We start from the raw sequence: 26934 nt of genomic DNA, 5'->3' as shown, positions 1-26934 counted from the left end.
GGGCAGGATGGATCGGTAAAGCGAAGTGGCGTCGGCCGGTCGCCGACCGTGATCGACCGGACCCCACCCACCGACGAGTGTGAAGGATCGACGTGGCGAACTCACGCGAACGGCTCCCGGTGATCAGCGACGGGCTACCCAGTCAGCTCCCGGACATCGATCCCGGGGAGACGTCCGAGTGGCTCGAGTCGCTGGATGCAGTGATCGACAACGCCGGTCGCCAGCGGGCCCGGTACATCATGCTGCGTCTCCTGGAGCGGGCTCGGGAAAAGCAGGTCGGGGTCCCGGCCCTGCGGAGCACCGACTACATCAACACCATCCCGCCGGAGCGGGAGCCCTGGTTCCCGGGTGACGAGCACATCGAGCGCCGCCTCCGTGCCTACATGCGATGGAACGCCGCGATCATGGTCCACCGGGCCCAGCGTCCGGGTGTCGGGGTCGGCGGGCACATCTCCACCTACGCCTCCAGCGCGAGCCTCTACGAGGTGGGCTTCAACCACTTCTTCCGCGGTCACGACGACCCGGGTGGCGGCGACCAGATCTACTTCCAGGGGCACGCCTCCCCCGGCATGTACGCGCGGGCCTTCCTCGAGGGTCGGCTGAACGAGCACCAGATGGACGGCTTCCGCCAGGAGTTCTCGCACCAGGGCGGCGGCCTCTCGAGCTACCCGCACCCGCGCCTCATGCCCGACTTCTGGGAATTCCCGACCGTCTCGATGGGCCTCGGCCCGATCAACGCGATCTACCAGGCCCGGTTCAACCGGTACCTGCACTCGCGCGGCATCAGGGACACCAGCCAGCAGCACGTCTGGGCGTTCCTCGGCGACGGCGAGATGGACGAGGTCGAGTCGCTCGGCGCGATCGGCGTGGCCGCCCGCGAAGAGCTCGACAATCTGACGTTCGTCATCAACTGCAACCTGCAGCGCCTCGACGGGCCGGTCCGCGGCAACGGCAAGGTCATGCAGGAGCTGGAGGCGTTCTTCCGGGGCGCCGGCTGGAACGTCATCAAGGTCGTCTGGGGCCGCGAGTGGGACCCGCTGCTGGCCGCCGACACCGACGGCGCGCTGGTCAACCTGATGAACACCACGCCCGACGGTGACTACCAGACCTACAAGGCGGAGTCCGGTTCGTTCGTCCGCGAGCACTTCTTCGGACGCGACCCGCGTACCCGCAAGATGGTCGAGCACCTCTCGGACGACGAGATCTGGAATCTCAAGCGGGGTGGCCACGACTACCGGAAGCTCTACGCCGCCTACAAGTCGGCGACCGAGCACACCGGGCAGCCCACCGTCATCCTCGCCAAGACGATCAAGGGTTGGACGCTGGGCAGCCACTTCGAGGCCCGCAACGCCACCCACCAGATGAAGAAGCTGACCGAGGACGACCTGAAGGAGTTCCGGGACCGGCTCTTCCTCGACATCCCGGACGAGAAACTCGACAAGTACCTGCCGCCGTACTACCACCCCGGCAAGGACTCCGACGAGTACCAGTACCTGATGGAGCGTCGCCGCCAGCTCGGCGGCGCGATCCCGAAGCGGGTCGACCGCAGCAAGCCGCTGGCTCTGCCGGGCAAGGAGATGTACGCCCAGCTGAAGAAGGGCTCCGGCAAGCAGAAGATCGCCACCACGATGGCCTTCGTCCGGTTGCTGAAAGACCTGATGAAGGACAAGAACATCGGCGACCGCTTCGTGCCGATCATTCCCGATGAGGCCCGCACCTTCGGGATGGACTCGCTGTTCCCGACGGCGAAAATCTATTCGCCGCACGGCCAGCAGTACACGTCGGTCGACCGCGAGCTGATGCTGGCCTACAAGGAGTCCCAGCAGGGCCAGATCCTGCACGAGGGCATCAACGAGGCCGGCTCGGTGGCGTCGTTCACCGCCGTGGCGACGTCGTACGCCACGCAGGGCGAGCCGATGATCCCGATCTACATCTTCTACTCGATGTTCGGCTTCCAGCGCACCGGTGACGGCTTCTGGGCTGCTGCCGACCAGCTGGGCCGCGGGTTCGTGCTCGGCGCCACCGCCGGGCGTACCACCCTCAACGGTGAGGGGCTCCAGCACGAGGACGGCCACTCGCTGCTGCTGGCGTCGACGAACCCGGCGGTCGTCGCGTACGACCCGGCGTACGCCTACGAGGTCGCGGTGATCACCGAGGACGGCCTACGGCGGATGTACGGGGAGAACCCGGAGAACATCTTCTACTACTTCACCGTCTACAACGAGCCGATGGTCATGCCGGCGATGCCGGACCACGTGGACGAGGAGGGCATCCTCAAGGGCCTGTACAAGTACGCACCGGCGACGAAGGACAGCCCCCTCAAGGCCCAGCTGCTCGCGTCCGGCGTGGCGCTGCCCTGGGCCCTGCGGGCCCAGCAGCTCCTGGCCGAGGACTGGAACGTCGCCGCCGACGTCTGGTCGGTCACCTCTTGGACGGAGCTCCGCCGGGACGCCGTCGAGGCGGAGGAAGAGGCGCTGGTGCAGGCCGACGGCGAGGCCCGGACCCCGTGGATCACCGCCCAGCTGGCGGACTCCGAGGGCCCGGTCATCGCGTCGAGCGACTGGATGCGGTCCGTACCGGACCAGATCTCGCGCTGGGTACCGAGCGACTACACCTCGCTCGGCACCGACGGGTTCGGCGCGTCCGACACCCGGCACGCGCTGCGTCGCCACTTCAAGGTGGACGCCGAGTCGATCGCGGTGGCGACGCTGCGGGCGCTGGCCAAGCGGGGCGAGGTCGAGGCCTCGGTCGCGGCGGACGCGCTGGCGAAGTACCGCATCGACGACGTCACTGCCGCGCCTCCTGGAGAGACCGGCGGGGCGTCCTGACCCGCGCGCTGTGCCCCGGCAACACCCCGGGGCACAGCGCCACCAGGAGCACCAGCCCGACCAGCAGGTAGGCGTTCCGGATCGGCAGCAGGTACCACAGGTCGTTCGGGTGATCGACGAGCCGCGTCGCCCACATCGGCGACAGCGTCAACACGGTGGTCGCGGCGATGGCGAGCGTGCGGTGGCCGTCCCGGACGAGCACCACCAGCGCCGGCAGCGCCCACACCCAGTGGTGACTCCACGAGATCGGCGACACGAGCAGGCCGGTGAGCCCTGCCACCGCGAACACGGCGAGGAAGTCCTCGCGCCGGGCGTAGCCAACGAACACGCCAAAGACCAAAAGCATCAACGGAATGACGTAATACCAAGCGCCGACGTCATCCAGCACCCGCGTCAACGCTCCGAACGGCGACTGGTTGCTGACGTACGGAACACCGACCCGCGAGCTGTCGTAGAACGTGTCCCGCCAGTACACGAGCGACGCATCCGGCGCGACGAGCCAGGCCGCCCCCGTAGCCGCGACGAACGTGACCCCCGCGATGACCGCCGGCCGCACCCGTCCGGCGGCCAGTAGCAGCACGATGAAGATGCCGGGCGTGAGCTTGATCGCCGCCGCGATCCCGATCCCGATGCCGGCGGAGCGCCCGGTAGCCAACCGCCGGAAGTCCACCGCCACCACCGCGAGCAGGATCAGGTTGACCTGGCCGAGGAACAGCGAGTGCCACACCGGCTCGAGCATCAGCCCGCCGGCTACCGCCCACGGGACGTATCGGCGGGGCACCCACTGCCGGCACGCGACGACGAACGCCCCGACCGACGCCAGCTCCCAGAGCACCCGCGCCGGCACCAGCGGCACGAACGACAGCGGCTCGAACAGCACCGCCGCGAACGGCGTGTAGGTGAACCAGTGGGCGGCCTGCTGCTCGAGGTAGAGCCGGGCACCGTCGCCGACGACCTGGCCGCCGAGCCGGTAGATGAAGAAGTCGAGTGGGTTCCACAGCACCGCGAACACCACGACGAGGGCCACCTGAATTCCGAACACGAGCTTCGCCATGCGAGAACCGTGTCGAAATCATCGTCCGTCCACATTGGGCTGGAGGCGACATCACCCCTGGTCGCAGGACTTAATCCCCGGGGCTGACCAACCCGCACTCGTAGGCCAGGATCACCAGCTGCACCCGGTCGCGGGCGTCGAGTTTCGTCAGCAGCCGGGCCACGTGGGCCTTGGCGGTGGCGATGCTGATGAACAGCTCCCCCGCGATCTCCGCGTTCGACAGGCCGCGCCCGACGAGCGTCAGTACTTCGCGTTCCCGGTCGGTGATGCCGGCGACCGACGGGCGCGGCGCCGGCGCGGGCTTACGGCCGGCCAGCGTGTCCACGAGACGCCGCGTGACGCTCGGCGCTATCAACGCGTCTCCGCCGGCCACGACCCGGATCGCGGCCAGGATGTCGTCGAGGCCCATGTCCTTGACCAGGAAGCCGCTGGCGCCGGCCCGCAGTGCCCCGTACACGTAATCGTCGTCGTCGAACGTCGTCAGCACGAGGACGCGGGTGTCGGGCAGGGCTGCGGCGATCGCGGCGGTCGCGGCGATGCCGTCCATCTCCGGCATCCGCAGATCCATCACGACGACGTCGGGCCGGTGCTCTTCGGCCAGCGCGACGGCCTCCACACCGTTCGCGGCCTCCCCGATCAGCGCGAGGTCGGCCGTCTCGGCGAGGAGGACGCGCAGCGCGGACCGGATCAGCGGCTGATCGTCAGCCAGGACGACGCTAATCATGAATGGGAATTGTCGCCGCTACCCGGAACCCGCCCTCGGGCCGGGGCCCGGCTTCGAACTCACCGTTCAGCAGCGTCACCCGTTCGCGCATGCCGATGATTCCGTAGCCGGTGCCCATCGTTCCCGGGGTGCCGGAATCCAGCACCTCGATCGCCAGCGCGTCGTCGCGGTAGTCGAGCGTCACCCGGCAGGAGTCGGTGCCCGCGTGACGCACCACGTTGGTCACGGACTCCTGGACGATCCGGTAGGCCGATAGTTCCAGGTCAGCGGGCAGATCCCGGACCTCACCGGTGCGCACGACCGCCACCCGCACGGATGCGGCCAGCCGGTCGAGGTCGGCCAGGCGTGGCGTCGGCAGGGTCGGTGCACCTTCGGGCTCCGAGCGGCGCAGGGCGGCGAGCGTCCGACGCAGCTCGGCCAGCGCCTCGCGCGAGGTCGTCTCGATCGCGTCCAGCGCGTTGCGCGCCTCGACCGGCCGGGTGTCGATCACCCGCCGCCCGGCGCCGGCCTGGAACGCGATGACACCCATGCTGTGCGCGACCAGGTCGTGCAGCTCCCGCGCGATCCGCAGCCGCTCGGCCGCGACCGCCAGTTCGGTCTCCTCCCGCCGCCGCGCGGCAGCGTTGTCGCCCGCCTGCCGGATCGTGTTGCCCACCGCCCAGACGCTGACGATCGCGAGCGCGAGGACACCCGCCGTGTTGATCGCGCCGCCGCCACGCACGTAGAACGCGGTCCCGAGCAGCGCGACCACCACCAACGCCACCGCAGCGCCCGGTACGGACACCCGCCACGGCCGTACCGCGGCCAGCCTGCCGACCGCGATCAGGACGGCCACGCAGCCCACCGGGCCGACCGTCTCCGGGTCGTACAGCGGCGTCAGCAGAGCGGTGAACAGCAGCACGAGTCCCAACGCGAGAACCGGCCGCTTCCGCAGGAGGATCGGCCACGCCAGCACGACGAACAGCGGAGGCACGGCCGGAGGGCCGCCTTGGTTGCCGGTGGCTGCGACGATCACCGCGCACAGCAGCACGATGACGACTAGTGGGACAACACGCAGACGTCGCATCAGGCCAACGTAGCCACGGCGAATCGCCCGCACAGCGGCCCGGAGACGTAAGCCCGTGGGCTACCCCGATTCAGCGAATGCGCGACGGGGTAACCATCAGCTATCGCCCGGTGACACAACCCCCCGCTCTTCTTACTCCATTCAGCACGCCCTGAAGGAGGCGATCCCCCGTGCCCTCTGAAGTCAGACTCTCCGACGGAACCGCGGTGGTCATCCACGCCCCGTCGGACGGCCCCGACCGGACCCACTCCGGCACGTGGCTCGCCGAACGCATCTGCGACGGCACCCCGGGACGGCCGGACCGGGTCGACGTCCACTACGACACCCCGACCGTCGGCGCCCGCGCACCGGTCTCGGTGACCGTGTCGTGGAACGTCGCCCCCGAGCGTCCACCGTCGGCCGCCGACGCTCCTCCGGGCCCGCCGCCCGGCGTCGTCGTCCCCACCCAGCGTCCGGGCGCCGCCCCGCCGACGATGTCCTGAGCGAGAACGGCAGCGCGCACCACCGGCTGAGGACTTACGGTTGCACTGTGAAACTTGCGATCCACTACCCGAACTTCTCCTTCCCGGGCGGGAACACCGCGATCGCGCCGCTGCTCGCCGCGACCGCGCGCGCCGCTGACGAGGGCGGCGCGAGCACGTTCACGCTGATGGACCACTGGTTCCAGATGGAGGCCTTCGCCCCGGCCACCGAACCGATGCTCGAGGGCTACACGAGCCTGGGCTTCCTGGCCGGGATCACCCGGCGGATCACGCTCGGCCTGCTGGTCACCGGCGTCACCTACCGCTATCCGGGCCTGCTGGCCAAGACCGTCGCGACGCTGGACGTGCTGTCCGAGGGTCGCGCGATGTTCGGCATCGGCGCCGCCTGGTACGAGAAGGAGCACAAGGCGCTGGGCGTGCCGTTCCCGCCGGTCGCCGAGCGGTTCGAGCGGCTCGAGGAGACGCTCCGGATCACCCGGCAGATGTTCGGTGACGACGACGGCCCGTTCGAGGGCAAGCACTACCAGCTGGCGGAGACGCTGTGCCGGCCCAAGCCCGTTCAGCAGCCGGGTCCGCCGGTGATGATCGGTGGGTCCGGGGAGAAGAAGACGCTGCGGCTGGTCGCGCAGTACGGCGACCTGTGCAATCTGTCCGCGCCGGACGTCGAGACGGTGGCCCACAAGATCGACGTGCTGAACCAGCACTGCGCGGACGTGGGGCGCGACCCGGCGGAGATCGAGAAGACGATCATCTTCGGCCAGAACCCGCTGGACGACACCGACGGCTTCCTCCGCACGATGGAGAGCTACGCCAAGATCGACGTCCGACAGGTCTGGGTCAGCAACCGCGGCACCGACGACCCCGCGTCCTGGACCACCGAGGTCTGCGACCGAGTCCTCCCCCGCCTGAGCGAAATCTGACGCGACTCACGCGTTCTCGGCCGCGGACGCGAAGCGGCCGGGCAGCGCGTGAATACGCTGCCCGGCCGGGGTGGGGCGCGCTAGACCGAGGCTGCTGAGCCGTGGGCCGGTGCGGCGCCGACGAGCGCGTAGTCGCTCTGCACCGCCAGCGCCGCCGACGTCCGGGTCGTGCTCCCGGGCACCGGGGTGCTGACCATGATGCGCCCGGTGGGAGACGAGATCGGCCGGCGGCGCCGCAGCCAGCGCGCCGAGCGCTCGGGAACGAGCAGCGCGACGGCTGCGGGCGCCAACAGGAACGGCGCCGCAGCCACCGGACCGACCACGTCGGCGGCGACGATAGCCAGGCCGGGGCTGATCGCGGCCAGGATCGCGGTGGCGTAGAGCGCCCAGGACCGGCCCTCGCGCAGGCCGAGAGCGACCGAACACGCCACCCACGCCACCGCCAACTGCCAGATCAGAACACCCGGCACCGCAGCGACCGCAACCTCGGCCATCACCGCGGCCCCGAGCAACAGGGTCAAGAGAGACGCGACAGTAACCAGAGACGGACAAATCGCACGATGCTTCGCCATGCGCACAGATTAGAACTTCTGTGACGTAATTACACGAGTGTGACACACCCGTGATTGCGCCGTGTCTCAGCAGATCAGCCCTGGCGCAGCACTCCGAGGAACTTCGTCACCTCGCTGCTGAGCGTTTCGGCCATCTGCGAAAGGCCCCCGCCACCACCCCCGCCACCCTCGACCGCCTCGGCGATCCCCGCCGCCATCTGATCCATCTCCGACACCGACGCCGTGACGCTCCGAATCGCCGTCACCGCGTCGTCCGTGCGCGAACTCGCGTTCGTGACCTGCTCGAGGATCCGCTCGCTCGCCCGCGACGTCTCGTCGGCAAGCTGCTTGACCTCGGTCGCGACGACGCCGAATCCCTTCCCCGCCTCACCGGCCCGCGCCGCCTCGATCGTCGCGTTGAGCGCCAGCAACCGCGTCTGCGCCGAGATCTTCGTGATGATCTGAACGATCTGCTCGATCTGCGCCGACGCCTCGCTCATCGTCTGGATCGTGCCGGTGGCCTGATCGGTGGCTTCCACTGCGTTGCGCGTGGCGCCGGCCAGCGTCTGCGCCGAGGCGCCCAGCTGCGTGGACGCCGCGGCCACGGTCTCCGACACCGAGAGCACCGCGTTCTCGAAGTCGGCCGCCAGCGCCAGGCGGTGGTCGGCCACCTGTTCCACCTGCCGCGCGCTCGCCTGCATCGAGTCCCGGGCCTCGTTGATCGACCGGGCGCCCGCGCGGAACGTGCCCTGCATACCGCGCTCGAGGAACTTCCGGTGGTAGCGCCCTTCGGTAGCCGAGGCCAGCGAAGCTGCCGCTTCCCGGATGAACGCGTCGGTCATGTCGAGCAGGTGGTTGAGGCTGTGCCGGATCGTGACGACGTCGGAATAGCGGTCCTCGCCGGGCAACTGCGGCACCCGCACCTCGAAGTCGCCCTTGCCGGTGGCCTCGCACGCGACGGCGAGCGCACGCAGCGCACCGCGGTAGACCTCGAGCTCGGACTGTGCGTCCGGCTTCATCGCGCCCCCGCCTTCGCCGACTCCAAAGACCAGATGAACCGCTCGTAGCCGCCGAGCTCCTCGGCCTTCGTGGTGAGCATCGCGGTCGACGCGGCGAGCGCCTCGGACGACTTGGCGTGCCGACGCTCCTCGGCGACCAGCTGGCCGTAGAGCGGACGGATGACGTCCATGCCCGCGCGGTCGGGCGTACGTCGGTTCGAGTGGTAGCCGATGATCTGGCCGCCCGGGCCGAACGAGGGCGTGACGTGGGCGAGCACCCAGTAGTGGGCGCCGTCGCCGGCCAGGTTCACGACGTAGGCGAAGATCTCCTGCCCGGACCTGATCGTGTCCCAGAGCAGCTTGAACACGCAGCGCGGCATGTCGGGGTGCCGGATCATGTTGTGCGGCTGGCCCACCACCTCGCTCTCGGGGTATGCCGAGACGCGGAGGAACACATCGTTGACGTAGGTCATTATCCCTTTGGTGTCGGTCTTGCTGACGATCAGCTCGTCGTCGGCGATGGTGCGCTCGACACCGCTCGGCACGACCGTCTTACGTGTCCGCTCCGCCACCAAAGTCCCCCTTAGGCGTAATTGCCGCCGATTTTACGGATTTCAGAGCGTCCAGTGCGGTTAGCACGTGCAACCAGTCGGGCGAGCCGGGAGTGATCACTCCGAAGTGGTCGGCTCCGGGGAGGAGGGTGAGGGTCGCGCGACCGTCCGCGGCGTAGCTGCGCGCGACGTCCGGAGGCACGACGTCGTCGGCGTCGCCGTGCAGCATGGTCACCGGGACGGCCGGTGCGGGCAGGCTCGCGGGGTCCGCCACCGCGTACCGCTCGGGCACGACCCCCGGCACCCCCCCGAGAAACGCCTCGACAGCCCCGTCCCCCAGCCCTAGTTCCGCCCCCGACACCAGGTCGGCAACCGGAGCAAGCGCCAACACCCCCACGATCCGGCCGAGCCCTCCAGCCACGCCCGGCGCACCAGCCGCACTCGGCGCCCCGGGGGTGCCGGGTGGGAGGGCCGGGCGGGCGGCGGCCCAGAGGGCCAGGTGGCCGCCGGCGGAGTGGCCGGCGAGGATCACCGGCAGATCCGGCGCCACCGCGTCCGGAAGGGTGTCGAGAAGCGCAGCGACGTCGAGCAGCGTGCCCGGATACCCACCCCCGGGCTGCCCGACCCGTCGGTACTCCGCGAGCAACACCGCATACCCGGCCTCGGCCAGCGCCCCGGCCAAGGGACGCGCGTGCGACCGGTCGTACATCGCCCGCCAGTACCCCCCGTGCAGGAACACCACGAGCGCCCCCGGATCCCGCCCCGGATAGAACTCGGCCACCTGCTCCGGCCCGGGCCCGTACGCCAGCAACCGACCGGGCACGCCGCCCTCCGGCAATGGTTCGCTCATCCGAAGATTGTCGGTCACGTCGATTCTGTGATTACTGGTCGGCTCCGCCGACGTGGCACGCTTCGCCCGTGACCACCGCTCCACTCGCCGCGACGCTCCGCCGGATAGAACGCGCATCCGGCGCGCTGGCGACACGGAGCGTGGCGAGGATGGACGACACCCTCCCCTGGTTCCGCGCTCTCCCCGCCGACCAGCGCTCCTGGGTGACGCTCGTCGTCCAGGCCGGCATCGGCTCCCTCGTGCAGTGGATGCGCAGCCCGATCAGCCGTCCGAAGGTCACCGGCGACGTCTTCGGCGCCGCCCCCCGCGAGATGGCCCGCTCGGTCACGCTCCAGCAGGCCCTCGCGATGGTGAAGATCACCGTCGAGGTCGCCGAGGAACAGGCCGGTGAGCTGGCCGCCCCCGGCGAGGAGTCCGAGCTCCGGGAAGCGATCCTGCGCTACTCCCGCGAGGTCGCCTTCGCGACCGCCGAGGTCTACGCCCGCGCAGCGGAGACCCGCGGCGCGTGGGACCTGCGCCTTCAAGCCCTGCTGGTCGACGCCCTGCTGCGCGGCGATCCGGCGGACGCGCTGGCCAGTCGCGCCGCCGCCCTCGGCTGGACGGACCTCTCCCCCGTCTCGGTGGTGATCGGCACCGCGCCGGGCTCGGCCACCGTGGCGGATTCCGACCAGATCGTGGACAGCCTCGTGCACATCGGTCGCCGCTCCGGCCTCGACGTGCTCGCCGGCGTGCAGGGTCAGCGCCTGGTCGCGGTCCTCGGCGGCGCCGACGACCCGGTCCGGGCCACCCAGATGCTGCTCGCCGAGTTCGGGACAGGCCCGGTGGTCGTCGGCCACGCGGTCCCGACGCTCTCCGGTGCTCCGGAGTCCGCCCGCGCGGCCGAGGCGGGCTGGCGGGCGGTCGCGGCCTGGCCCGCGGCACCTCGCCCGGTCGCGGCCGCCGACCTCCTGCCCGAACGGGTGCTCGCCGGCGACACCGAAGCCCGACGTCGGCTGGTGTCCGACGTCTACAAGCCGCTGGACGCGGCCGGACCGACGCTGGTGGAAACGCTCTCCGTCTATCTCGACAGCGGCGGCACCCTGGAAGGCACCGCGAGGATGCTCTTCGTTCACCCCAACACCGTGCGTTACCGTCTGCGTCGGATCGGGGAGATCACCGGCCTGGCCCCCACGAATCCGCGAGAGGCGTTCAGTCTGCGACTGGCGCTCGCTATCGGACGGATGCACGGCCAAGCCTGAACGGGACCGATTCAGCGCCTTTTCGCGGCTACCAGTGACGCACGTCGCCCGCACCCCCCATCCTTTGGAGGTTTCCTCCAAAAACCTGCGTAGGAGTTAGTGGCTCGCCATAACGCGAAAGCTGCGGTTCAGTTGCGAGGCTTCATACGTGCTCGCCCTACTCGCCCCCGGACAGGGCTCGCAGAAGCCAGGTTTCCTCACCCCGTGGCTCACCGGTTGGGACGGCGCCGACCGGGCAACCGCTGTGCTCCGTGACTACTCGACCGCCACCGGTCTGGATTTGGTGCGGCTGGGAACCGAAGCTGACGCGGACGAGATCCGGGACACGTCGAAGACCCAACCCCTCCTCGTTGCCGCCGGCCTCGCCGTTGCGGGGTTCCTGCCCGCCACGAAGGCCGACGTGGTGGCCGGCCACAGCATCGGTGAGCTGACCGCCGCCGCACTGGCCGGTGTCCTCACCCCGTCCGACGCCATCGAACTGGCCGCCGTCCGAGGCCGCGAAATGGCTGCGGCGTGCGCCCTCGAGCCCACCGGCATGAGCGCGGTGCTCGGTGGCGTCGAAAGTGAAGTGCTCGAACGGCTGGAGACGCTCGGCCTGCACCCGGCGAACCGCAACGGTGCCGGTCAGATCGTCGCGGCCGGGCCGCTGCCCGCGCTGGCCAAGCTGGCCGACGATCCGCCGGCCCGCGCCCGGGTGATCGCGCTGCAGGTCGCCGGTGCGTTCCACACGCCGTACATGACCTCGGACGCGCTCGCCGCGGCGACCAAGTCGGTCGAGGTGGCCGACCCCGCGCGGACGCTGCTGTCGAACGCCGACGGCGCCGTGGTCACGTCCGGTACCGACGCCCTGGCGCGGATCGTCGCCCAGGTCACCTCGCCGGTGCGCTGGGACTCCTGCCAGGCCACGCTGCTCGAACTCGGCGTCACCGCGGCGATCGAACTCGCTCCCGCGGGCACGCTCGCCGGTCTGGCCAAGCGCGCGATGAAGGGCGTCAAGGTCGTCACCGTCAACACTCCCGACGACCTGCCGGCCGCGGCCGAGCTGATCGCCGAGCACAGTTCGGAGCCTGAAACATGAGCCGCTACACCGACGGACCCGGCGCCCGCATCGCCGGTCTCGGCCACTACCAGCCCGCCCGCATCGTCACCAACGACGACCTGAGCACGGAGTTCGGCGTCGAGACGAACGACGCGTGGATCCAGGAGCGGGTCGGCATCAAGGCGCGCCGGTTCGCCGCCGAGGGCGAGACGGCGCTGGAGATGTCCGTCGCCGCGTCCGGCAAGGCGCTGGCCAACGCCGGTATCGAAGCCGCCGACGTCGACCTCGTCATCGTCGCGACGCTGACCCCGCCGACGATGCTGCCGAACGTGGCCAGCCAGGTCGCGGCGCGACTCGGCATCAACGCCCCGGGCGCGTACGACGTCAATACGGCCTGTTCGGGTTTCAGTTACGGGCTGGCCAGCGCGCAGCACGCGATCGCGGCGGGCGCGGCGAAGACCGCGCTGGTCATCGGCGCCGAGAAGCTCACCGACGTGATCGACTTCAAGGACCGCACCACCTGCATCCTGTTCGCCGACGGCGCCGGGGCCGCGGTGGTCACCGCGTCCGAGCAGAACGGCATCGGCCCGGTGTACTGGGGCAGTGACGGTCCGCGCGGTGACGTGCTGCACATCGACGACGGGGGCTACATCCGGCAGGAAGGCCAGGCGGTGTTCCGCTGGGCCACCACCGCGCTGGCACCGTTCGCCCGGGCGGCGTGCGAGCGCGCCGGGGTCGACCCGTCCGAGTTGGTCGCGTTCGTCCCGCACCAGGCCAACGTCCGCATCATCGATCACATCGCCAAGCGCCTCGGCGCGACGAACGCGGTGATCGCCAGGGACATCATCGAGTCCGGCAACACGTCGTCGGCCTCGATCCCACTGGCCCTCTCCAAGCTGGCCGAGCGCGGTGAACTGCCTTCGGGCGGCCCGGCGCTACTGTTCGGCTTCGGTGGAGGACTTACCTACGCCGGCCAGGTTATTACCATCCCCTGAGCCGTCCGCCACCCCACAACGAAAGGAATGCGTCAACAGTGAGCAGCAACGACGAGATCCGCGCCGGTCTGGCTGAGATCCTCGAGGAGATCGCCGACGTCCAGAAGGACGACGTCGCCGACGACAAGTCGTTCACGGACGACCTGGACGTGGACTCGCTGTCCATGGTCGAGGTCGTCGTGGCAGCCGAAGAGAAGTTCGGCGTCAAGATCCCGGACGACGACGTCCAGGGCCTGAAGACCGTCGGCGACGCGGTGGCTTACATCTCCCAGGCGCAGGCCTGATCACATGACCGAGCGCCCCTCCGCTGAGGTCCCCGCCGCTCAGGCGGTTTCCGCCGCTTCGGCGCCCACTGGCGCCGGGGCGAACGTCGAGGTGCTCGTCACCGGGCTGGGTGCGACGACCCCGCTCGGTGGCGACACCGCCACTACCTGGCAAGCCATGCTGGACGGCAAGTCCGGCGTCCAGGCCCTGACCGACGACTGGGCCACCGATCTACCGGTGCGCATCGCCGCGAAGCTGGCGGTCGAGCCCACCGAGGTCATCGAGCGCGTCAAGGCGCGTCGCATGGACCGCGTGCAGCAGGTCGCCGTCGTGGCCGCGCGCGAAGCCTGGGCCGACGCGGGTGCCCCTGACGTCGATCCCGAGCGTCTCGCGGTCGTGGTCGGCTCCGGCATCGGTGGTGCGCTGACCCTGCTCGGCCAGTGGGACGTGCTGCGCGAGAAGGGCCCCCGTCGGGTCTCTCCGCTCACCATCCCGATGCTGATGCCGAACGGGCCGGCCGCTGTCGTCGGACTCGAGATCGGCGCGAAGGCCGCCGTGCGCGCCCCGGTCTCCGCGTGTGCCACCGGCGCCGAAGCGATCGCCATCGGCCTGGAACTGATCCGCAGCGGCAAGGCCGACGTCGTGCTGGCCGGTGGTGCGGAGGCCTGCATCCACCCGTTGCCGATGGCCGGCTTCGGTGCCATGCGTGCCATGTCGACGCGGAACGAGGAGCCCGAGCGCGCCTCGCGTCCGTTCGACAAGGCCCGGGACGGGTTCGTCCTGGGTGAGGGCGGCGGCATGGTCGTGCTCGAGCGTGCCGAGTTCGCCCGCGCCCGGGGTCGTTCCGGGTACGCGGTGCTGGCCGGTGCGGGCATCACGGCCGACGGTTACGACATCGTGCAGCCCGATCCTTCGGGGTCCGGGCAGGCGCGAGCGGTCGTCGAGGCACTCCAGGACGGCGGCCTGACCGGCGCCGACATCCAGCACGTCAACGGCCACTCCACGTCGACGCCGGCCGGCGACATGGGCGAGCTGCTGGCACTGCAGAAGGCGATCGGCGACCACCCCGTGGTGACGGCCACCAAGTCCATGACCGGGCACCTGCTCGGTGCTGCGGGCGCGGTGGAGGCCATCGCGACGGTCCTGTCGATCCGTGACGGCATCGTGCCGCCGACGATCAACCTGGAGAACCCGGACGACGGGGTCTGCCTGGACATCGCGGCCAACACGGCGCGAAAGATGACGATCACCGCGGCGATCAACGACTCGTTCGGCTTCGGCGGCCACAACGTCGCCCTGGCCTTCCGAGCCCTCTAGGCAGTTCGCGCGTTCAGGCCCCGATCGCTTGCGGGGCCTGAACGCGTTTCCGGCTCTACGACGGGTTTGTGGGCCTACGACGAGTTAGCGGCCCTACAGCGGGCCGTCGTAGGCCCGCGAACCCGTCGTAGGCCCGGTTACTCGTCGTAGGCCCGGTTACTCGTCGTAGGCCCGGTCACCCGTCGCCCGACCGGTTACTTGCTGCAGGCCACCCCGCGGCGGGCGAGCGCCCTCCGGAGTTGGTCGCAGAAGAGCGCGAACAGCTCGGGCTCGCGCAGCTGGTCGCGGGTCACGAAGAGCACCTCCCACCCGGCTTCGTTGATCCGGTTGAGGCGCGCTCGATCCTTGCTGATCTGCCCGCCTTCGCCGTGCCACATCCCGTCGTACTCGACGGCCACCTTCGCGGCGAGCCACGACAAGTCGAAGCGAGCGACGAATCGTCCCTCGAACCAGAGTTCGTGTTGCGATGTCGGCGGCGGGAAGCCCGCCAGCACCAGACGGACCCTGGTACGCGACTCCTGCGGCGACTCGGCGAGAGGATCGGCGAGGCCGATCGCCAGCGCTGCCTGTGACTCCGGGTTCGCGCCGACCCAGGCGTCCAACGCCTCCCTGCTCGGACGTCCGGAACGGAACACGACGTCCAGGTCGACCACCGCCTCCACCAGGTTCGGCCCGGACGCGATCTCCCACGCCGTGCGCAGCGGGATCGTCCGGGGAACGACGCCGGGCACCACGTGCTCGGCCGGTAACCAGGACGTCCGGGTGAGCGTGCACCCGCGTCGCGCCCAGCGCGTACCGCTCGGAGCGATCACCTGAACCAGGTCGTTCGGCTCGCCGATCGGGACGCCGTCCAGACACGCCGCCGATCGACCGGTGACCGCGGCGCCCTCGGGGAGCAGCAGCCGGACGGCTCGGCACCGCAGCTCGTAGCTCTCCGGGACGGACGAGTCCACGTAGACATCGCGGAACACCTTGCGCCAGGCGTTGGTGCGGAGTTGATCAGGCGTCAGCAAGCCGGTTTGCAGGGCATCGGAGCCTCGGAAGAACGCGCGGCGGAGGCGCGGGGGACGATACAGGGGACGTGGCATCCGACCACGATGGAAGACCGGAGCCCACCCCCGCTGAGACCGTCCACAGGCCTACGAGCAGGCTGAGCGGGGCAGGCCGGTCACCGGCACGGGTGATTTGCCCGGAGCCTTCGCCTTCCCCACCAGCACGTTCGCCAGTGCCGTCATCGACGACTCCACGTTGCCGTACGTCGCCACCAGCGTCGGCGACTTCGCGGACGCCAACAGGTACGGCGTATCGGTGGCCACCGTCACCGACGCGGGCCGCAGGTCCGCTGCCGTGTCGAGGTACCCCGTCAGGTGGATCGAGTCCCCACCCGCGCCGATCTGCACGCCCACCCTCGACAGCGCAGACGTCAGGAACTCACGCGCCTCCGACGACCCACCGGTGATCGTCACCGGACCCCGCACCAGCGCCCCCGAGCACTTGCCCTTCAGCACGGTGACGGCCGCCGCCGCGGCGCGGTCCACCGCCTGCAGGTGGTCGGGCGAACGGAGCGAGTCGAGCCCCGGCGCCTCCGGACGCGACGCGAGCTTCACGGTGAGGATCCGCGTGACCGCGTCCACCGCCCGCTCCCGCGGCAGGCGTCCGGACTTCAGCGCCCCGAGCAGCGCCTGCTGCGCCCCGCTCACGTCCGGCGGCAGCAGGAGCAGATCGTTGCCCGCGAGCACCGCCCGCACCGCCACCTCACCAGCCGAGTACTTGTCGGTCAGCGCCTTCATGTCCAGACCGTCGGTGACCACCATCCCGGTGAACCCCAACTCCCCGCGCAGCAGATCGGTGAGCACCTTGTGGCTCAGCGAGGCGGGCGTGCCCGGGTCGATCGCCTGGACGTCCAGGTGCCCGGACATCACGATCTGGCTCCCGGCGTCGATACCGGCTGTGAACGGGGCCAGATCCTGGGCATCGAGCGAAGAACGGTCCTGACCCAGCACCGGGATCGCCTCGTGGCTGTCGACGTCGGTGTGCCCGTGCCCCGGGAAGTGCTTGAGCGCGGTGGCTACACCGGCGCTCCGGTAGCCTCGCACGGACGCGGCCACGTGCCGGCCCACCGCCGCGGGGTCCGCCCCGAACGACCGGGACCCGATCACGGTGTTGCCGGGACCGCCGATCACGTCCGCGTCCGGCGCGAAGTCGACGTCGATCCCGAGCGCCGCGAGTTCCGAGCCGGACGCCGCCGCGGCCTGCTCGGTCAGCGCCGGATCGTCGGCCGCCCCGAACGCCATCGCGGTGGGCAAGCGGGTGACCCCGTCGCGGATCCGCGTCACGGTGCCGTGCTCCTGGTCGACGCCGATCATCAGCGGGACGCCGGCGGGCAGCTCCGCGGCGGTCTTGCGCAGTCCGTCGGTGAACCGCCGCACCTGGGCCGGCGAACCCACGTTCGACGCGGGGTTCGTGGGCGCTGTCGGGTCGTCGGAGGCCCGGCGCACGAGGATCACGCCGCCGAGCCGGTACTTCGAGATGATCTCGGACGGGGTCCCGGCCCCGGTGCGGGCCAGGTTCAGCTGACGCGTGGAGTCGGTGACCTCGTCCGAATCGTCGCCGTAGACGAACGGCATGAGCATCTGCCCGACTAAGTCGACGTCGTCGAGCTTCGAGGCGATGGCCCGGGCCGAAGGGGCAGCGTCGGCCGAAGAAGGTGCGGCGGAAGGCGCGGGATCAACAGGTGACTCGTCCCGGGTCACCACCCAGACCCCACCGATCACCAGCCCGACGACGACCACCCCGGCGATCGCCAGGAACAGCGATCGCCGTGGCCCGCTGCCGGGACGGTCGAAACGGCTGGGAGCAATCCGAGCGTGACGGGCCACGGCCCCACCGTACTCAGCCTGTCCGGTGCAGCCAGGTGACCGGGGCGCCGTCGCCCGCGTGGCGGTACGGCTCGAGTTCGAGGTCCCACTCGGCCGCCAGGAGTTTCTCCAGGCCGTGCGCGAGCGCGTCCGGGCCGGCCGCGGTGGCCAGCAGGCTCCGCAGGCGGTCCTCCGACACCATGATGTCGCCGTTGGCGCTCATCGCGCTGCGGTGGACGCCCCGGCCGGGGACGTGCATGATCCGCTCGCCGTCGACGCCGGGGCTGGGTTCCTCGGTGATCTCGAACCGAGTCATCGGCCATGCGCGCAGCGCAGTGGCGATCTCGCCGGCCGTCCCCGGAGAACCGGTCCACTGGGACTCGGTACGCAGGGTCGTTGGATCGGCAGGCTGAGCCGTCCACTTCATGTTCACGGGCACGCCAAGGACCCGTGCGACAGCCCACTCCACATGCGGGCACACCGCAGGCGGGCAGGAGTGGACGTACAAAACGCCACGTGCTGACACCGGAGACCTCCCGAAGGAACGAGGTACGCCTTCCCCAACGCTCTCGTCCATCGATAGGTCGACACTCATGATGCCCTTGCGGCGGGTGTCGTGCCAAGCCGTTCTACCCGGTCAGATGCCTCGATCGTCGCGCATCAGAGCCGGTTCCGTACCGGTTTCGCCCTTTTCGGCGTGTCGCATGTCGTCAAGACGACTCTTAAACGTGCCGGTTGTCTCAAACAGCGAGCGCCGGCGGGCCCGAGCCCACCGGCGCAGCTGGCGTGCGAGGAGCTCACCCGCGGGTGTCCGCCGGCCGACGCCGGGAGAACACCGCACCGCTGTCCGACTGGAAGCTGGTGGTCTCCGCGGGGCCCGAGCGCTGCGGCCAGCGCGGCTTCTCGTCGACCTCGCCCGGCAGCGACGCGGCGACCTCCTGCGGCGTCGGCACGGCCGGGACGTCCTGGCGCTCCGGAACGGGAGGGAGGCTCTCGGTCGGCGCAGCAGCCGCCTTGGCTTCCTTCGCCTTGCGCATCTCCGCGGCGAACTTGGCCATCTCCGACTCGGAGGCCTTGACCTTGACCTGGGACGCCTTCTCCAGGTTCTCGTAGAACATGCCCAGGTGGTGCGAGACCGCGCCGATCACGGCCGGCACCAGCGGCAGGAACCACTCGGTCCAGATCCCCGGCGTCGCCGACCGCGCGATGACGATGGCGGCCAGCGCTGCACCCGAGCCCTTGGCCAGCGCGCGGAGGAACGCCAGCGCGATCAGCACGAGCCCGGACCATCGGGTCGTGTCGGTCGCGGCCAGTGCTCGTGCGTCGCGTCGGCCGAGGTACATCCCGGCGAGCGCGGCGGTCACCGAGAACCCGACTGCGGCGCCCCACATGGTGCTGTCGGCCACGACGCGGATCGCAACCCCCGCGATCACGCCACTGCCGATGGCGATCGCGCCCTGCATCCAGTCGACCTTCTCGCCCGGGTACCAGTACAACGTCTGCTCGTCGTCCCCGCGCTTCTTGACGTAACGACCCATGAGCTTTTCTCCGATCCCGTCGCCACGGACCAGTAGAACCCCCACCCTCGTCGCTGAGGGTGCATATTCAATTCTGAAGAGTGATCGACAGAAAATCACGAGTTGACGCCAAGTAAGTAGTGGTCACGCCCCGAAGGAACGTGAGTGAATCGGCTCGCGCCCCCGCCTGATTGCTCAGCGTCTCCACCTGCTCATTCACCCCGAACACCCCGCCGGACGCGCCGGTACCACCCGCACGATATTTCGAACGCGAGTTCGATACTGTGCCCTTATGCAGCGCGAACGCCCGTCGGAAAACGGACCAGAACCGGCGCGTGAATTTTGGGTCCGGGTCGCGATCGACGGTACCGCCCGAATTGTTCGGGTGGTAGCCCGTTCGCCACAGGATGCGCTGCGCCGCTTCGGCCAGGATCTGCACCGCGGGGGCCGTCTGCAGTATTCGACAGCCGACGGTGACCTCGTTGTCGAGTGGGGCAACGTGGCCACGCTGGAGGTCGGTCCGATCGTCCGGGTCGTCCGTATCGTCGAGCGCCCGGACGGCCGCTCCTGAAACCCCTCTTGCGCACCGGACGTGGAAGCGCTTAACCTCGCCGCCATCGATACGCATCGATAGCGCCCGGAGGAGGTGCGATGGCCACGTTCACGAGCAAGGACGTCGCCCGCCTCGCCGGTGTCTCGCAGAGCACCGTCTCGTACGTGATGAGCGGCAAACGCCCGATCTCCGAGGACACCCGGCGCCGGGTCCTCGATGCGATCGACCGCCTCACCTACGAGCCCAACGCCGGTGCCCGCGCCCTCGCCAGCCAGCGCACGAACGTCGTCGGACTGGTAGTGCCTTTTGGCGCGGGAGTCGACACGACGGGCCTGCTGCCGTTCATCGAGACCATTGCGGGCGCTGCCCGCGCGCGGGACCACGACGTGCTGCTCGTGACGACGAACGAGGGTTCGGCAGGCATCCGGCGGCTGGCCGGCCGGTCGCTCTGCGACGCGATCATCCTGATGGACCTGCAGCGCGACGACGACCGGCTCGCCGTCGCGGCGGACGTCCGCACGCCGGTGATCCTGATCGGCGTCCCGGACGACCCGCACGGCCTGCACTGCGTCGACCTCGACTTCGCCGAGGCCGCCCGGCTCGCCGTCGGCGAGCTCGCCGCGACCGGCCACGATCGGCTGGCGTTGATCGGTCACCCGGCCGACATCGTGGAGCGCGACCTCAACTACGTCAGGCGCTTTTATGACGCCACTCGAGCGGCCGCCGCGAGCCATGGGCTGCCGTTGGACGTGATCGCGCCGGTGGAGTGGGGCCGGGAGGCCGCGTCCGGGGCCGCCGCCGCGCTGGCCGCGATCGAGGCGCGGAAGCTCGGCGTCGTCATCCCGGCGTCGAACACCGTCCAGCCGGTCCTGCACGCGCTGAACGCCCGGGGGCTCGTGCCCGGCCGGGACATCTCGGTGATCGGCCTGCTCACCGATGCGGCGGCGGCGGAGACCGAACCGCCGGTCACGAACGTCTCGCTCGAGCCCCGCGACGTCTCCCGGCGAGCGATGGAGACGCTGTTCCGCCTGCTCGAGGCGCCTGAACCGCCGCAGGTCGACCTGATCACCCCGAAGCTCACCCGTCGACAGACGGTCACCTGACGCAGTTCGGCATGACGTTCATCGATACGTATCGACAACCAACCCCCACCGAAAGGACAAAAGCTCATGGATCAGCGTCGATCGATGGTCCGCGCCGCAGCCGCTCTGGCTCTGGCGCTCCCGCTCGCGCTCGCCGGGTGCGGCGGCGGAGGCAGTGGTTCGGGCGGCGACCCGACGAAGTTACGCGTACTCGACTACTACAACAACGACCCCGACAAACCCGTCTACACGAAGGTGCTGAACGCCTGCGCCGCAGCGAACAAGCTGACGATCCAGCGTGAGGCGGTGCCCGGCGACACGCTCATCCAGAAGGTGCTGCAGCAGAGCTCGTCGAAGACGCTGCCGGACGTCCTCATGCTCGACAACCCCGACCTGCAGCAGATCGCCGCGACCGGTGCGCTCGCCCCGATCAGCGACTTCGACCTCAAGGCCGACGGCTTCGTGCCGGGCGTCGTCGCCGCGTCGACCTACAAGGACAAGCTCTACGGTCTGCAGCCGGTCACGAACACGATCGGGCTGTTCTACAACAAGGACATCCTGGCCGCAGCCGGCGTGCAGCCGCCGACCACCTGGGCCGAGCTCCGGACGGCGGCGAAGAAGCTCACCAAGGGCAAGCAGTACGGCATCGGGTTCTCCGCGCCGGCGAACTACGAGGGCACCTGGCAGTTCCTGCCGTTCATGTGGTCGAACGGCGGCGACGAGAAGAACATCGCCACGCCCGAGACGGCTGCGGCCCTGCAGCTCTGGGTCGACCTGCTGAAGGACGGCTCCGCGTCGAAGTCGGTGCTGAACTGGACCCAGGCCGACGTCGCCGACCAGTTCAAGGCCGGGAACGCGGCGATGATGGTCAACGGTCCGTGGCAGTTCCCGTTGCTCAACGAAAACACCAACCTCCACTACGACGTCGTGCCGATCCCGGCGCCGAAGGCCGGTGGCACCGCGGTGGCCCCGCTCGGCGGCGAGACGTGGACGATCCCGAACACCGGCAACAAGGACAAGCAGAAGAACGCCGCGAAGATCGTCGAATGCCTGAACTCCGACGAGAACCAGCTGCTGCTGGCGACGGAGCGGCAGACCATTCCGACGAAGCTGTCGTTGCAGGACAAGTTCGTCGCCGACCAGCCGACGATGAAGGCCTTCAGCACGCTCGTGAAGGACGCCAGGGCCCGCACCGGTGAGCTGGGCGAGGACTGGCCGAAGGCAGCGACGAAGATCTACACGGCCGTCCAGGCAGCGCTGACCGGCGGCGCGGCGCCGCAGAAGGCGTTGCAGGACGCGCAGAATGGTTGATTCACGCCGCCGGCACCGGGCACTGGAGATCCTGTTCCTGGTGCCGGCGGTGGCCTACCTGGTGCTGTTCTTCGGGTATCCGGTCGCCAAGAACCTCGTGATGGGGTTCCAGGAGTACACGACCTCGACGTTCTACACCGGCGAGGCGCCCTGGGTCGGGTTCGCGAACTACAGCGCGGTGATCGGCTCGTCGGTCTTCGGCAAGGCGCTGCTCAACACTGCGGTATTCACGGTGGCGTCGATCGCGGGGCAGTTCGTGCTCGGCTTGGGGATCGCGCTGTACTTCCGGCGGCGGTTTCCGCTCTCGGGCCTGCTGCGGTCGCTGATCCTGCTGCCGTGGCTGATCCCGCTGATCGTGGCCAGTGCGATCTGGCGCTGGATCCTCGATCAGGACAACGGGGTGCTGAATCGGGTGATCCCGGGGAACCCGGGCTGGCTGACCAGTACGTCGCTGGCCCTGATCGCCTGCATCATCGTCAACATCTGGATCGGCATCCCGTTCAACACGACGATCCTCTACGGGGGCCTGCAGGACATCCCCACCGACCTGTACGAGGCCGCCGCCCTGGACGGTGCGACCGGCTGGCGCGCGTTCCGGTACGTCACCTGGCCGCTGCTGCGACCCGTGGTGAACGTCGTGCTGGTGCTCGGGCTGGTCTACACGATCAAGGTGCTCGACCTGATCCTCGGGCTGACCCGGGGTGGTCCCGCGAACGCCACCCAGACGCTGGCGACGCAGTCCTACCACCTGTCGTTCGTCGAGTTCGACTTCGGACAGGGTGCGGCGCTGGGCAACATCCTGATCGCGATCTCGCTGGTGTTCGCCTTCGTGTACCTGCGCGGCGTCCGGAGGGAAGCATGAAGTCGTGGGGTTGGACCGTGGGCGGCTTCGCGATCCTGGCCGTGGTGCTGTTCCCGATCTACTGGATGATCAACGTCTCACTGCAGCCCTCCAGTGGAGCGGCTCTCACCCCGTGGGTGCCGGTGGAGCTGGATTTCTCCGGCTATTCGAAGGCCTTGAGTGATCAGGGCGGTCACTTGCTGACGAGCCTCGTCATCGCGGTGGGCAGTGTCGTCTTCAGTCTGTTGATCGCCACGCCGGGTGCCTACGCACTGGCACATTTCCGGGTCCGGTTCGCCGGCGTCGTGCTGCTGGGAGTGCTGCTCAGCCAGATGGTGCCGGGCATCGTCGTCGCGAATGCGCTCTACAGCGCGTACAACGACCTCGGTCTGCTGAACTCGTACTTCGGCCTGATCCTCGCGGACTCGACCGCGGGTATCCCGTTCGCGATGCTGATCCTGCGCGCGTTCATGGGTGGGCTGCCCCGCGAGGTGATCGAGGCGGCGTGGGTCGACGGCGCGGGCCCGCTGCGGACGTTCCGCTCGATCGTGCTGCCGATGAGCCGCAACGCGCTGGTCACCGCTGCGCTCTTCACGTTCCTGTTCACGTGGGGCGACTTCCTGTTCGCGCTCACGCTCACCACGACCGAGGACATCCGGCCGGTGACGCTCGGCCTCTACACGTACATCGGGACGTTCGTGCCGGACTGGAGCTCGGTGATGGCCACCGCCGTGCTCGCGTCGATTCCCGCCGTCGTGCTGCTCGTGGTCGCGCAGCGGTACGTCGCGGCCGGTACCACCGCTGGCTCGCTCAAATAGGAGGGCTCATGGACGCTCTGGAAGTCCGCTTTCAACACGAGGTACTCCGGATCGAGCCGTGGGGAACCGACAGCGTGCGGGTTCGTTCCGCGCGGGAGTCGATTCCTTCGTCCGACGTGGGGGCGCTGCAGGATCGGCCCGCGTGTGGGCCGGTCGAGATTTCCGACGGGAAGCTGGTCAACGGCGAGCTGACCGTTGTCGTTTCGCTTGTGGAAGATGACGGATTTCCTTTTCCGTCCGTTCGTTTCGTGCGGACCTCGACCGGTGAAGAGCTGCTCGCCGAGGAGCGGGAGCACTTCTGGTGGCCGGGCGCGCGCGTTTTCTACGGCAACCGGTCGGGGGCCGGCGAAATACACCAGCAGTTCAAGGCGTATCCCGGCGAGCGGTTCTACGGAATGGGCCAGCGCACCCATGGGCGGCTCGACCACAAGGGACTCGCGCTCGATCTCGTGCAGCGCAACGCCGAGGTGTCGATCCCGTTCGTGCTGAGCAACCGTGGCTACGGGTTCCTGTGGAACAACCCGGCGGTCGGGCGGGTGGAGTTCGCCGACAACGTGACGCGGTGGACGGCGACTCAGGCGCGTTCCATCGACTACTGGATCACAGCGGGGTCGCCTTCGTCGATTCTTTCTCGCTATGCCGATGCCACCGGACATGCGCCTCGACTGCCGTCGTGGGCGTCGGGGTTCTGGCAGTGCAAGTTGCGGTACCGGAGTCAGGAAGAACTGCTTTCCGTCGTTCGTGAGCACAAGCGTCGCGGCCTGCCGATGGACGTGATCGTCTCCGACTTCTTCCACTGGACCGCGATGGGGGATTACAAGTTCGACCCGGCGGAGTATCCGGACCCCGCGGCGATGATGGACGAGCTCTCCTCGCTCGGGGTCCGACTCATGGTCTCGATCTGGCCGACGATCTCACCCCTCTCGGAGAACTATCCGAAGCTGCGCGACGACGGAATGCTGGTCGGCACCGACCAGGGCGCGGAGTTCCACGGCACGATTCGCGACAAGGGCATGCCGGTGCCGATGCCGTTCGCGTTCCACGACCCGACGAACCCGGCGACCCGCGAATTCCTGTGGTCGGTGGCGAAGAAGAACTACTACGACCTCGGCGTGCGGGTGTGGTGGCTGGACGCGTGCGAGCCGGAACTGAACCCAGGTCACCCGGCGAACCTGTCGTTCCACGCCGGGCCGGGCGCGGAGGTGGCGAACGTCTACCCGCGGGACACGGCGCGGATGTTCTTCGACGGGATGACGTCGACCGACGACCCGGAGACGGTCCTGCTGTGCCGCTCGGCGTGGGCGGGATCGCAGAAGTACGCCGCGGCGGTGTGGTCGGGCGACATTCCCGCGACCTGGGACGCGCTGCAGCGCCAGGTGCGTGCGGGCCTGTCGATCGCGATCGCCGGTATTCCGTGGTGGACCACGGACATCGGCGGTTTCCACGGTGGTGACGCTTCCGACCCGGAGTACCGGGAGCTCATCGTGCGCTGGTTCCAGTACGGCGCGTTCTGCCCGCTGTTCCGGCTGCACGGCAACCGGGAGCCGCGAATGTCCACCGGGTGGGACATGACCGGTGGGCCGAACGAGGTGTGGTCGTACGGGGAGGAGGCGTACGGGATCATCCGCGAGGTGATGTTCATGCGGGAGCGGTTGCGTCCGTACCTGCACGAGCAGCTGGACCGGGCTTCGTCCGAGGGACTTCCCGCCATGCGGCCGCTCTTCGTCGATTTTCCTGACGACGCTCGCGCGTGGGACGTCGACGACCAGCTGATGTTCGGGCCTTCGGTGCTCGTCGCGCCGGTGCTCGAGGCGGGGGCGCGGTCGCGCTCGGTGTACCTGCCGGCGGGGGCGCAGTGGACCCACGCGTTCACGGGTGAGGTGTTCCCGGGCGGCACCGTGATCGAGGCGGACGCTCCGTTGGAGCAGATTCCCGTCTATCTGCGTGACGGTGCGTCAGTACCGGTAGCCGGGTAATCCGCAGCTCGCGGGCGGCTTGGGGACAACGGTGATCGGGCAGCTGCGGAGCGGGAGGATCGCAATTCGTTGCGATCCTCCCGACTGCTGAAAGGCCGCCCGGAACGCGGGGCTCGGGGAGGTCGAGCTCGATGCCGGGCTCATCGCCACCGCCGGCGACCGCGAGGTCACCTGGCTCAGGCAGATTCGTGAGCGGCGGGGAGGATGACGCGGGGTAGGCCGTGGGGGCGGGAGCGAGGTTGCCACTCTCGGGGGTAGCCGAGGGAGACCTCCTCGAACGGCACGCCGTCGACCACGTCGCTGAGCGGGATGTGCAGGTGGCCGTAGACCGCCACGGCCGCCCGGTACCGCAGGTGCCAGTCCGCGGTGAGCGTCGTGCCGCACCACTGCGCGAACTCCGTGTACCGCAGGCGCTTGGTCGGTGCGGGGTTCAGGGGCCAGTGCGAGACCAGCACGGTCCGCTGGTCGGGCGGTAGCTCGGCGTCGAGCCGGGCCGCCGTCGACTCCACCCGCGCCCGGCACCACTCCTCGCGCGTCGCGTAGGGGTCGGGGTGCAGCATCGCCTCGTCGGTGCAGACGACGCCGACGTCATAGGCCTGCGCGAGCGCCTGCTCCTGCGTCTGCCCGTCGGGGCGGAACGAGTAGTCGTACAGCGTGAACAGCGGGGCGATCGTCACGGGCTCGGCGCCACCGTCGAACACCGGGTACGGGTCCTCGGGCGTGGTCACCCCGAGCGCGCGGCACGCCTCGACCAGCGTCTCGTACTTCGTCGTGCCCCGCGGTGAGCCCGGGTCCTTGGGTGACGTCCAGAGCTCGTGGTTACCGGGCACCCAGATCACCTTGGCGAACGAGAGCGTCAGCACCTTGAGCGTCCACGCCACGTGCTCGATCCGCTCGGCGACGTCCCCGGCCACGATCAGCCAGTCGTTATCGCTCAGGGGGTGGAGCGAACGCACGACGTCGCGGTTTTCCTTGTACCCGACGTGCAGATCGCTGACCGCGAGGAGATTGCCCACCCCACCCAGACTAACCAACGCCTTCCCGGCCCTACGACGAGTTTCTGGGCCTACGCCGGGCGGAGGTAGGGCCGGGAACTCGTCG

Annotated in this window: 25 protein-coding genes and 1 pseudogene; 13 read left to right on the top strand and 13 right to left on the bottom strand. The window is 69.5% G+C overall.

The window, feature by feature from the left end; all coding sequences use genetic code 11:
* The first annotated feature begins 92 nt into the window (after nt 1–92).
* On the top strand, nt 93–2828 hold the full coding sequence (aceE, locus tag ACGFY5_RS27200; RefSeq protein ID WP_392724112.1) for a pyruvate dehydrogenase (acetyl-transferring), homodimeric type: 2736 nt from the start codon (nt 93–95) through the stop codon (nt 2826–2828).
* On the opposite strand, the gene ACGFY5_RS27195 is transcribed toward aceE, so the two are convergent.
* From ACGFY5_RS27195 to ACGFY5_RS27185, 3 genes are all read right to left on the bottom strand, one after another.
* Nucleotides 2788–3882, bottom strand: a complete 1095-nt coding sequence (locus ACGFY5_RS27195; protein WP_392724111.1) for a glycosyltransferase 87 family protein — start codon at nt 3880–3882, stop codon at nt 2788–2790. The two genes, aceE and ACGFY5_RS27195, sit on opposite strands and share 41 nt — an antisense overlap.
* Before the next feature lie 70 nt (nt 3883–3952).
* Nucleotides 3953–4606, bottom strand: a complete 654-nt coding sequence (locus tag ACGFY5_RS27190; RefSeq protein ID WP_392724110.1) for a response regulator — start codon at nt 4604–4606, stop codon at nt 3953–3955.
* Nucleotides 4599–5672: a sensor histidine kinase gene (locus ACGFY5_RS27185; RefSeq protein ID WP_392724108.1), complete on the bottom strand. Its 1074-nt coding sequence runs from the start codon at nt 5670–5672 to the stop codon at nt 4599–4601. The genes ACGFY5_RS27190 and ACGFY5_RS27185 overlap by 8 nt, the downstream gene beginning before the upstream one ends.
* Before the next feature lie 170 nt (nt 5673–5842).
* Between ACGFY5_RS27185 and ACGFY5_RS27180 the strand changes: the two genes are divergently transcribed.
* Both ACGFY5_RS27180 and ACGFY5_RS27175 read left to right on the top strand, forming a co-directional pair.
* Nucleotides 5843–6154, top strand: a complete 312-nt coding sequence (locus ACGFY5_RS27180; protein ID WP_392724107.1) for a hypothetical protein — start codon at nt 5843–5845, stop codon at nt 6152–6154.
* A gap of 47 nt (nt 6155–6201) precedes the next feature.
* Nucleotides 6202–7074, top strand: coding sequence for an LLM class F420-dependent oxidoreductase (locus ACGFY5_RS27175; RefSeq protein WP_392724105.1), 873 nt, complete (start codon nt 6202–6204; stop codon nt 7072–7074).
* An 80-nt stretch (nt 7075–7154) separates the two neighbouring features.
* Here the strand turns inward: ACGFY5_RS27175 and ACGFY5_RS27170 are convergent, their stop codons facing one another.
* From ACGFY5_RS27170 to ACGFY5_RS27155, 4 genes are all read right to left on the bottom strand, one after another.
* Nucleotides 7155–7595 (bottom strand): hypothetical protein, encoded by a 441-nt coding sequence (locus ACGFY5_RS27170; protein ID WP_392724104.1) that lies wholly within the window; start codon nt 7593–7595, stop codon nt 7155–7157.
* Nucleotides 7596–7720: 125 nt separating this feature from the next.
* Nucleotides 7721–8644, bottom strand: coding sequence for a methyl-accepting chemotaxis protein (locus tag ACGFY5_RS27165; RefSeq protein ID WP_392724102.1), 924 nt, complete (start codon nt 8642–8644; stop codon nt 7721–7723).
* Nucleotides 8641–9195 (bottom strand): PAS domain-containing protein, encoded by a 555-nt coding sequence (locus ACGFY5_RS27160; RefSeq protein ID WP_392724101.1) that lies wholly within the window; start codon nt 9193–9195, stop codon nt 8641–8643. Before ACGFY5_RS27160 ends, ACGFY5_RS27165 begins: the two co-directional genes overlap by 4 nt.
* A complete protein-coding gene (locus ACGFY5_RS27155) occupies nt 9176–10024 on the bottom strand; it encodes an alpha/beta hydrolase family protein (RefSeq protein ID WP_392724100.1) in 849 nt (282 codons plus the stop codon). The genes ACGFY5_RS27160 and ACGFY5_RS27155 overlap by 20 nt, the downstream gene beginning before the upstream one ends.
* Before the next feature lie 68 nt (nt 10025–10092).
* On the opposite strand from ACGFY5_RS27155, the gene ACGFY5_RS27150 reads away from it, so the two are divergent.
* From ACGFY5_RS27150 to ACGFY5_RS27130, 5 genes and pseudogenes are all read left to right on the top strand, one after another.
* Nucleotides 10093–11262 (top strand): PucR family transcriptional regulator, encoded by a 1170-nt coding sequence (locus ACGFY5_RS27150; protein WP_392724098.1) that lies wholly within the window; start codon nt 10093–10095, stop codon nt 11260–11262.
* A 148-nt stretch (nt 11263–11410) separates the two neighbouring features.
* A pseudogene (locus ACGFY5_RS27145) lies at nt 11411–12322 on the top strand (ACP S-malonyltransferase); the annotation flags it as partial.
* A gap of 14 nt (nt 12323–12336) precedes the next feature.
* A complete protein-coding gene (locus ACGFY5_RS27140) occupies nt 12337–13296 on the top strand; it encodes a beta-ketoacyl-ACP synthase III (RefSeq protein ID WP_392724096.1) in 960 nt (319 codons plus the stop codon).
* Between the two features lie 38 nt (nt 13297–13334).
* On the top strand, nt 13335–13580 hold the full coding sequence (locus ACGFY5_RS27135) for an acyl carrier protein (RefSeq protein ID WP_035849846.1): 246 nt from the start codon (nt 13335–13337) through the stop codon (nt 13578–13580).
* 4 nt (nt 13581–13584) lie between these two features.
* Nucleotides 13585–14877 carry a beta-ketoacyl-[acyl-carrier-protein] synthase family protein gene (locus ACGFY5_RS27130; RefSeq protein ID WP_392724094.1) on the top strand — a complete coding sequence of 431 codons (1293 nt, stop codon included), beginning with the start codon at nt 13585–13587 and terminating at the stop codon, nt 14875–14877.
* Between the two features lie 194 nt (nt 14878–15071).
* Here the strand turns inward: ACGFY5_RS27130 and ACGFY5_RS27125 are convergent, their stop codons facing one another.
* The 5 genes from ACGFY5_RS27125 to ACGFY5_RS27105 all read right to left on the bottom strand — a co-directional run bounded on the left by ACGFY5_RS27125 (nt 15072) and on the right by ACGFY5_RS27105 (nt 19880).
* Entirely contained in the window at nt 15072–15965 is an 894-nt protein-coding gene (locus tag ACGFY5_RS27125) for an endonuclease domain-containing protein (protein ID WP_392724092.1), read from the bottom strand.
* Nucleotides 15966–16016: 51 nt separating this feature from the next.
* Complete coding sequence (locus ACGFY5_RS27120) at nt 16017–17684, bottom strand: glycoside hydrolase family 3 protein (RefSeq protein WP_392725041.1); 1668 nt, start codon at nt 17682–17684, stop codon at nt 16017–16019.
* An 85-nt stretch (nt 17685–17769) separates the two neighbouring features.
* On the bottom strand, nt 17770–18261 hold the full coding sequence (locus tag ACGFY5_RS27115; RefSeq protein WP_392724091.1) for a DUF3145 domain-containing protein: 492 nt from the start codon (nt 18259–18261) through the stop codon (nt 17770–17772).
* Between the two features lie 271 nt (nt 18262–18532).
* Nucleotides 18533–19273 carry a hypothetical protein gene (locus ACGFY5_RS27110; protein ID WP_392724090.1) on the bottom strand — a complete coding sequence of 247 codons (741 nt, stop codon included), beginning with the start codon at nt 19271–19273 and terminating at the stop codon, nt 18533–18535.
* A gap of 67 nt (nt 19274–19340) precedes the next feature.
* Nucleotides 19341–19880: a hypothetical protein gene (locus tag ACGFY5_RS27105; protein ID WP_392724088.1), complete on the bottom strand. Its 540-nt coding sequence runs from the start codon at nt 19878–19880 to the stop codon at nt 19341–19343.
* Between the two features lie 23 nt (nt 19881–19903).
* On the opposite strand from ACGFY5_RS27105, the gene ACGFY5_RS27100 reads away from it, so the two are divergent.
* The 5 genes from ACGFY5_RS27100 (at nt 19904) to ACGFY5_RS27080 (ending at nt 25833) form a co-directional block, all read left to right on the top strand.
* On the top strand, nt 19904–20908 hold the full coding sequence (locus ACGFY5_RS27100) for a LacI family DNA-binding transcriptional regulator (protein WP_392724087.1): 1005 nt from the start codon (nt 19904–19906) through the stop codon (nt 20906–20908).
* Nucleotides 20909–20974: 66 nt separating this feature from the next.
* On the top strand, nt 20975–22198 hold the full coding sequence (locus tag ACGFY5_RS27095; protein ID WP_392724085.1) for an extracellular solute-binding protein: 1224 nt from the start codon (nt 20975–20977) through the stop codon (nt 22196–22198).
* A complete protein-coding gene (locus tag ACGFY5_RS27090) occupies nt 22191–23060 on the top strand; it encodes a carbohydrate ABC transporter permease (protein ID WP_392724083.1) in 870 nt (289 codons plus the stop codon). Before ACGFY5_RS27095 ends, ACGFY5_RS27090 begins: the two co-directional genes overlap by 8 nt.
* Nucleotides 23057–23857, top strand: coding sequence for a carbohydrate ABC transporter permease (locus tag ACGFY5_RS27085; protein ID WP_392724082.1), 801 nt, complete (start codon nt 23057–23059; stop codon nt 23855–23857). Before ACGFY5_RS27090 ends, ACGFY5_RS27085 begins: the two co-directional genes overlap by 4 nt.
* Nucleotides 23858–23865: 8 nt before the next feature.
* Nucleotides 23866–25833: a TIM-barrel domain-containing protein gene (locus ACGFY5_RS27080; protein ID WP_392724080.1), complete on the top strand. Its 1968-nt coding sequence runs from the start codon at nt 23866–23868 to the stop codon at nt 25831–25833.
* 176 nt (nt 25834–26009) lie between these two features.
* Here the strand turns inward: ACGFY5_RS27080 and ACGFY5_RS27075 are convergent, their stop codons facing one another.
* Nucleotides 26010–26858 (bottom strand): metallophosphoesterase family protein, encoded by an 849-nt coding sequence (locus ACGFY5_RS27075; protein WP_392725039.1) that lies wholly within the window; start codon nt 26856–26858, stop codon nt 26010–26012.
* Between the last annotated feature and the right edge of the window lie 76 nt (nt 26859–26934).

Origin of the sequence: Cryptosporangium sp. NPDC048952 (assembly GCF_043197895.1) — a bacterium.
Taxonomy (GTDB): domain Bacteria; phylum Actinomycetota; class Actinomycetes; order Mycobacteriales; family Cryptosporangiaceae; genus Cryptosporangium.
This window is presented reverse-complemented; position numbering and strand designations above follow the sequence as displayed.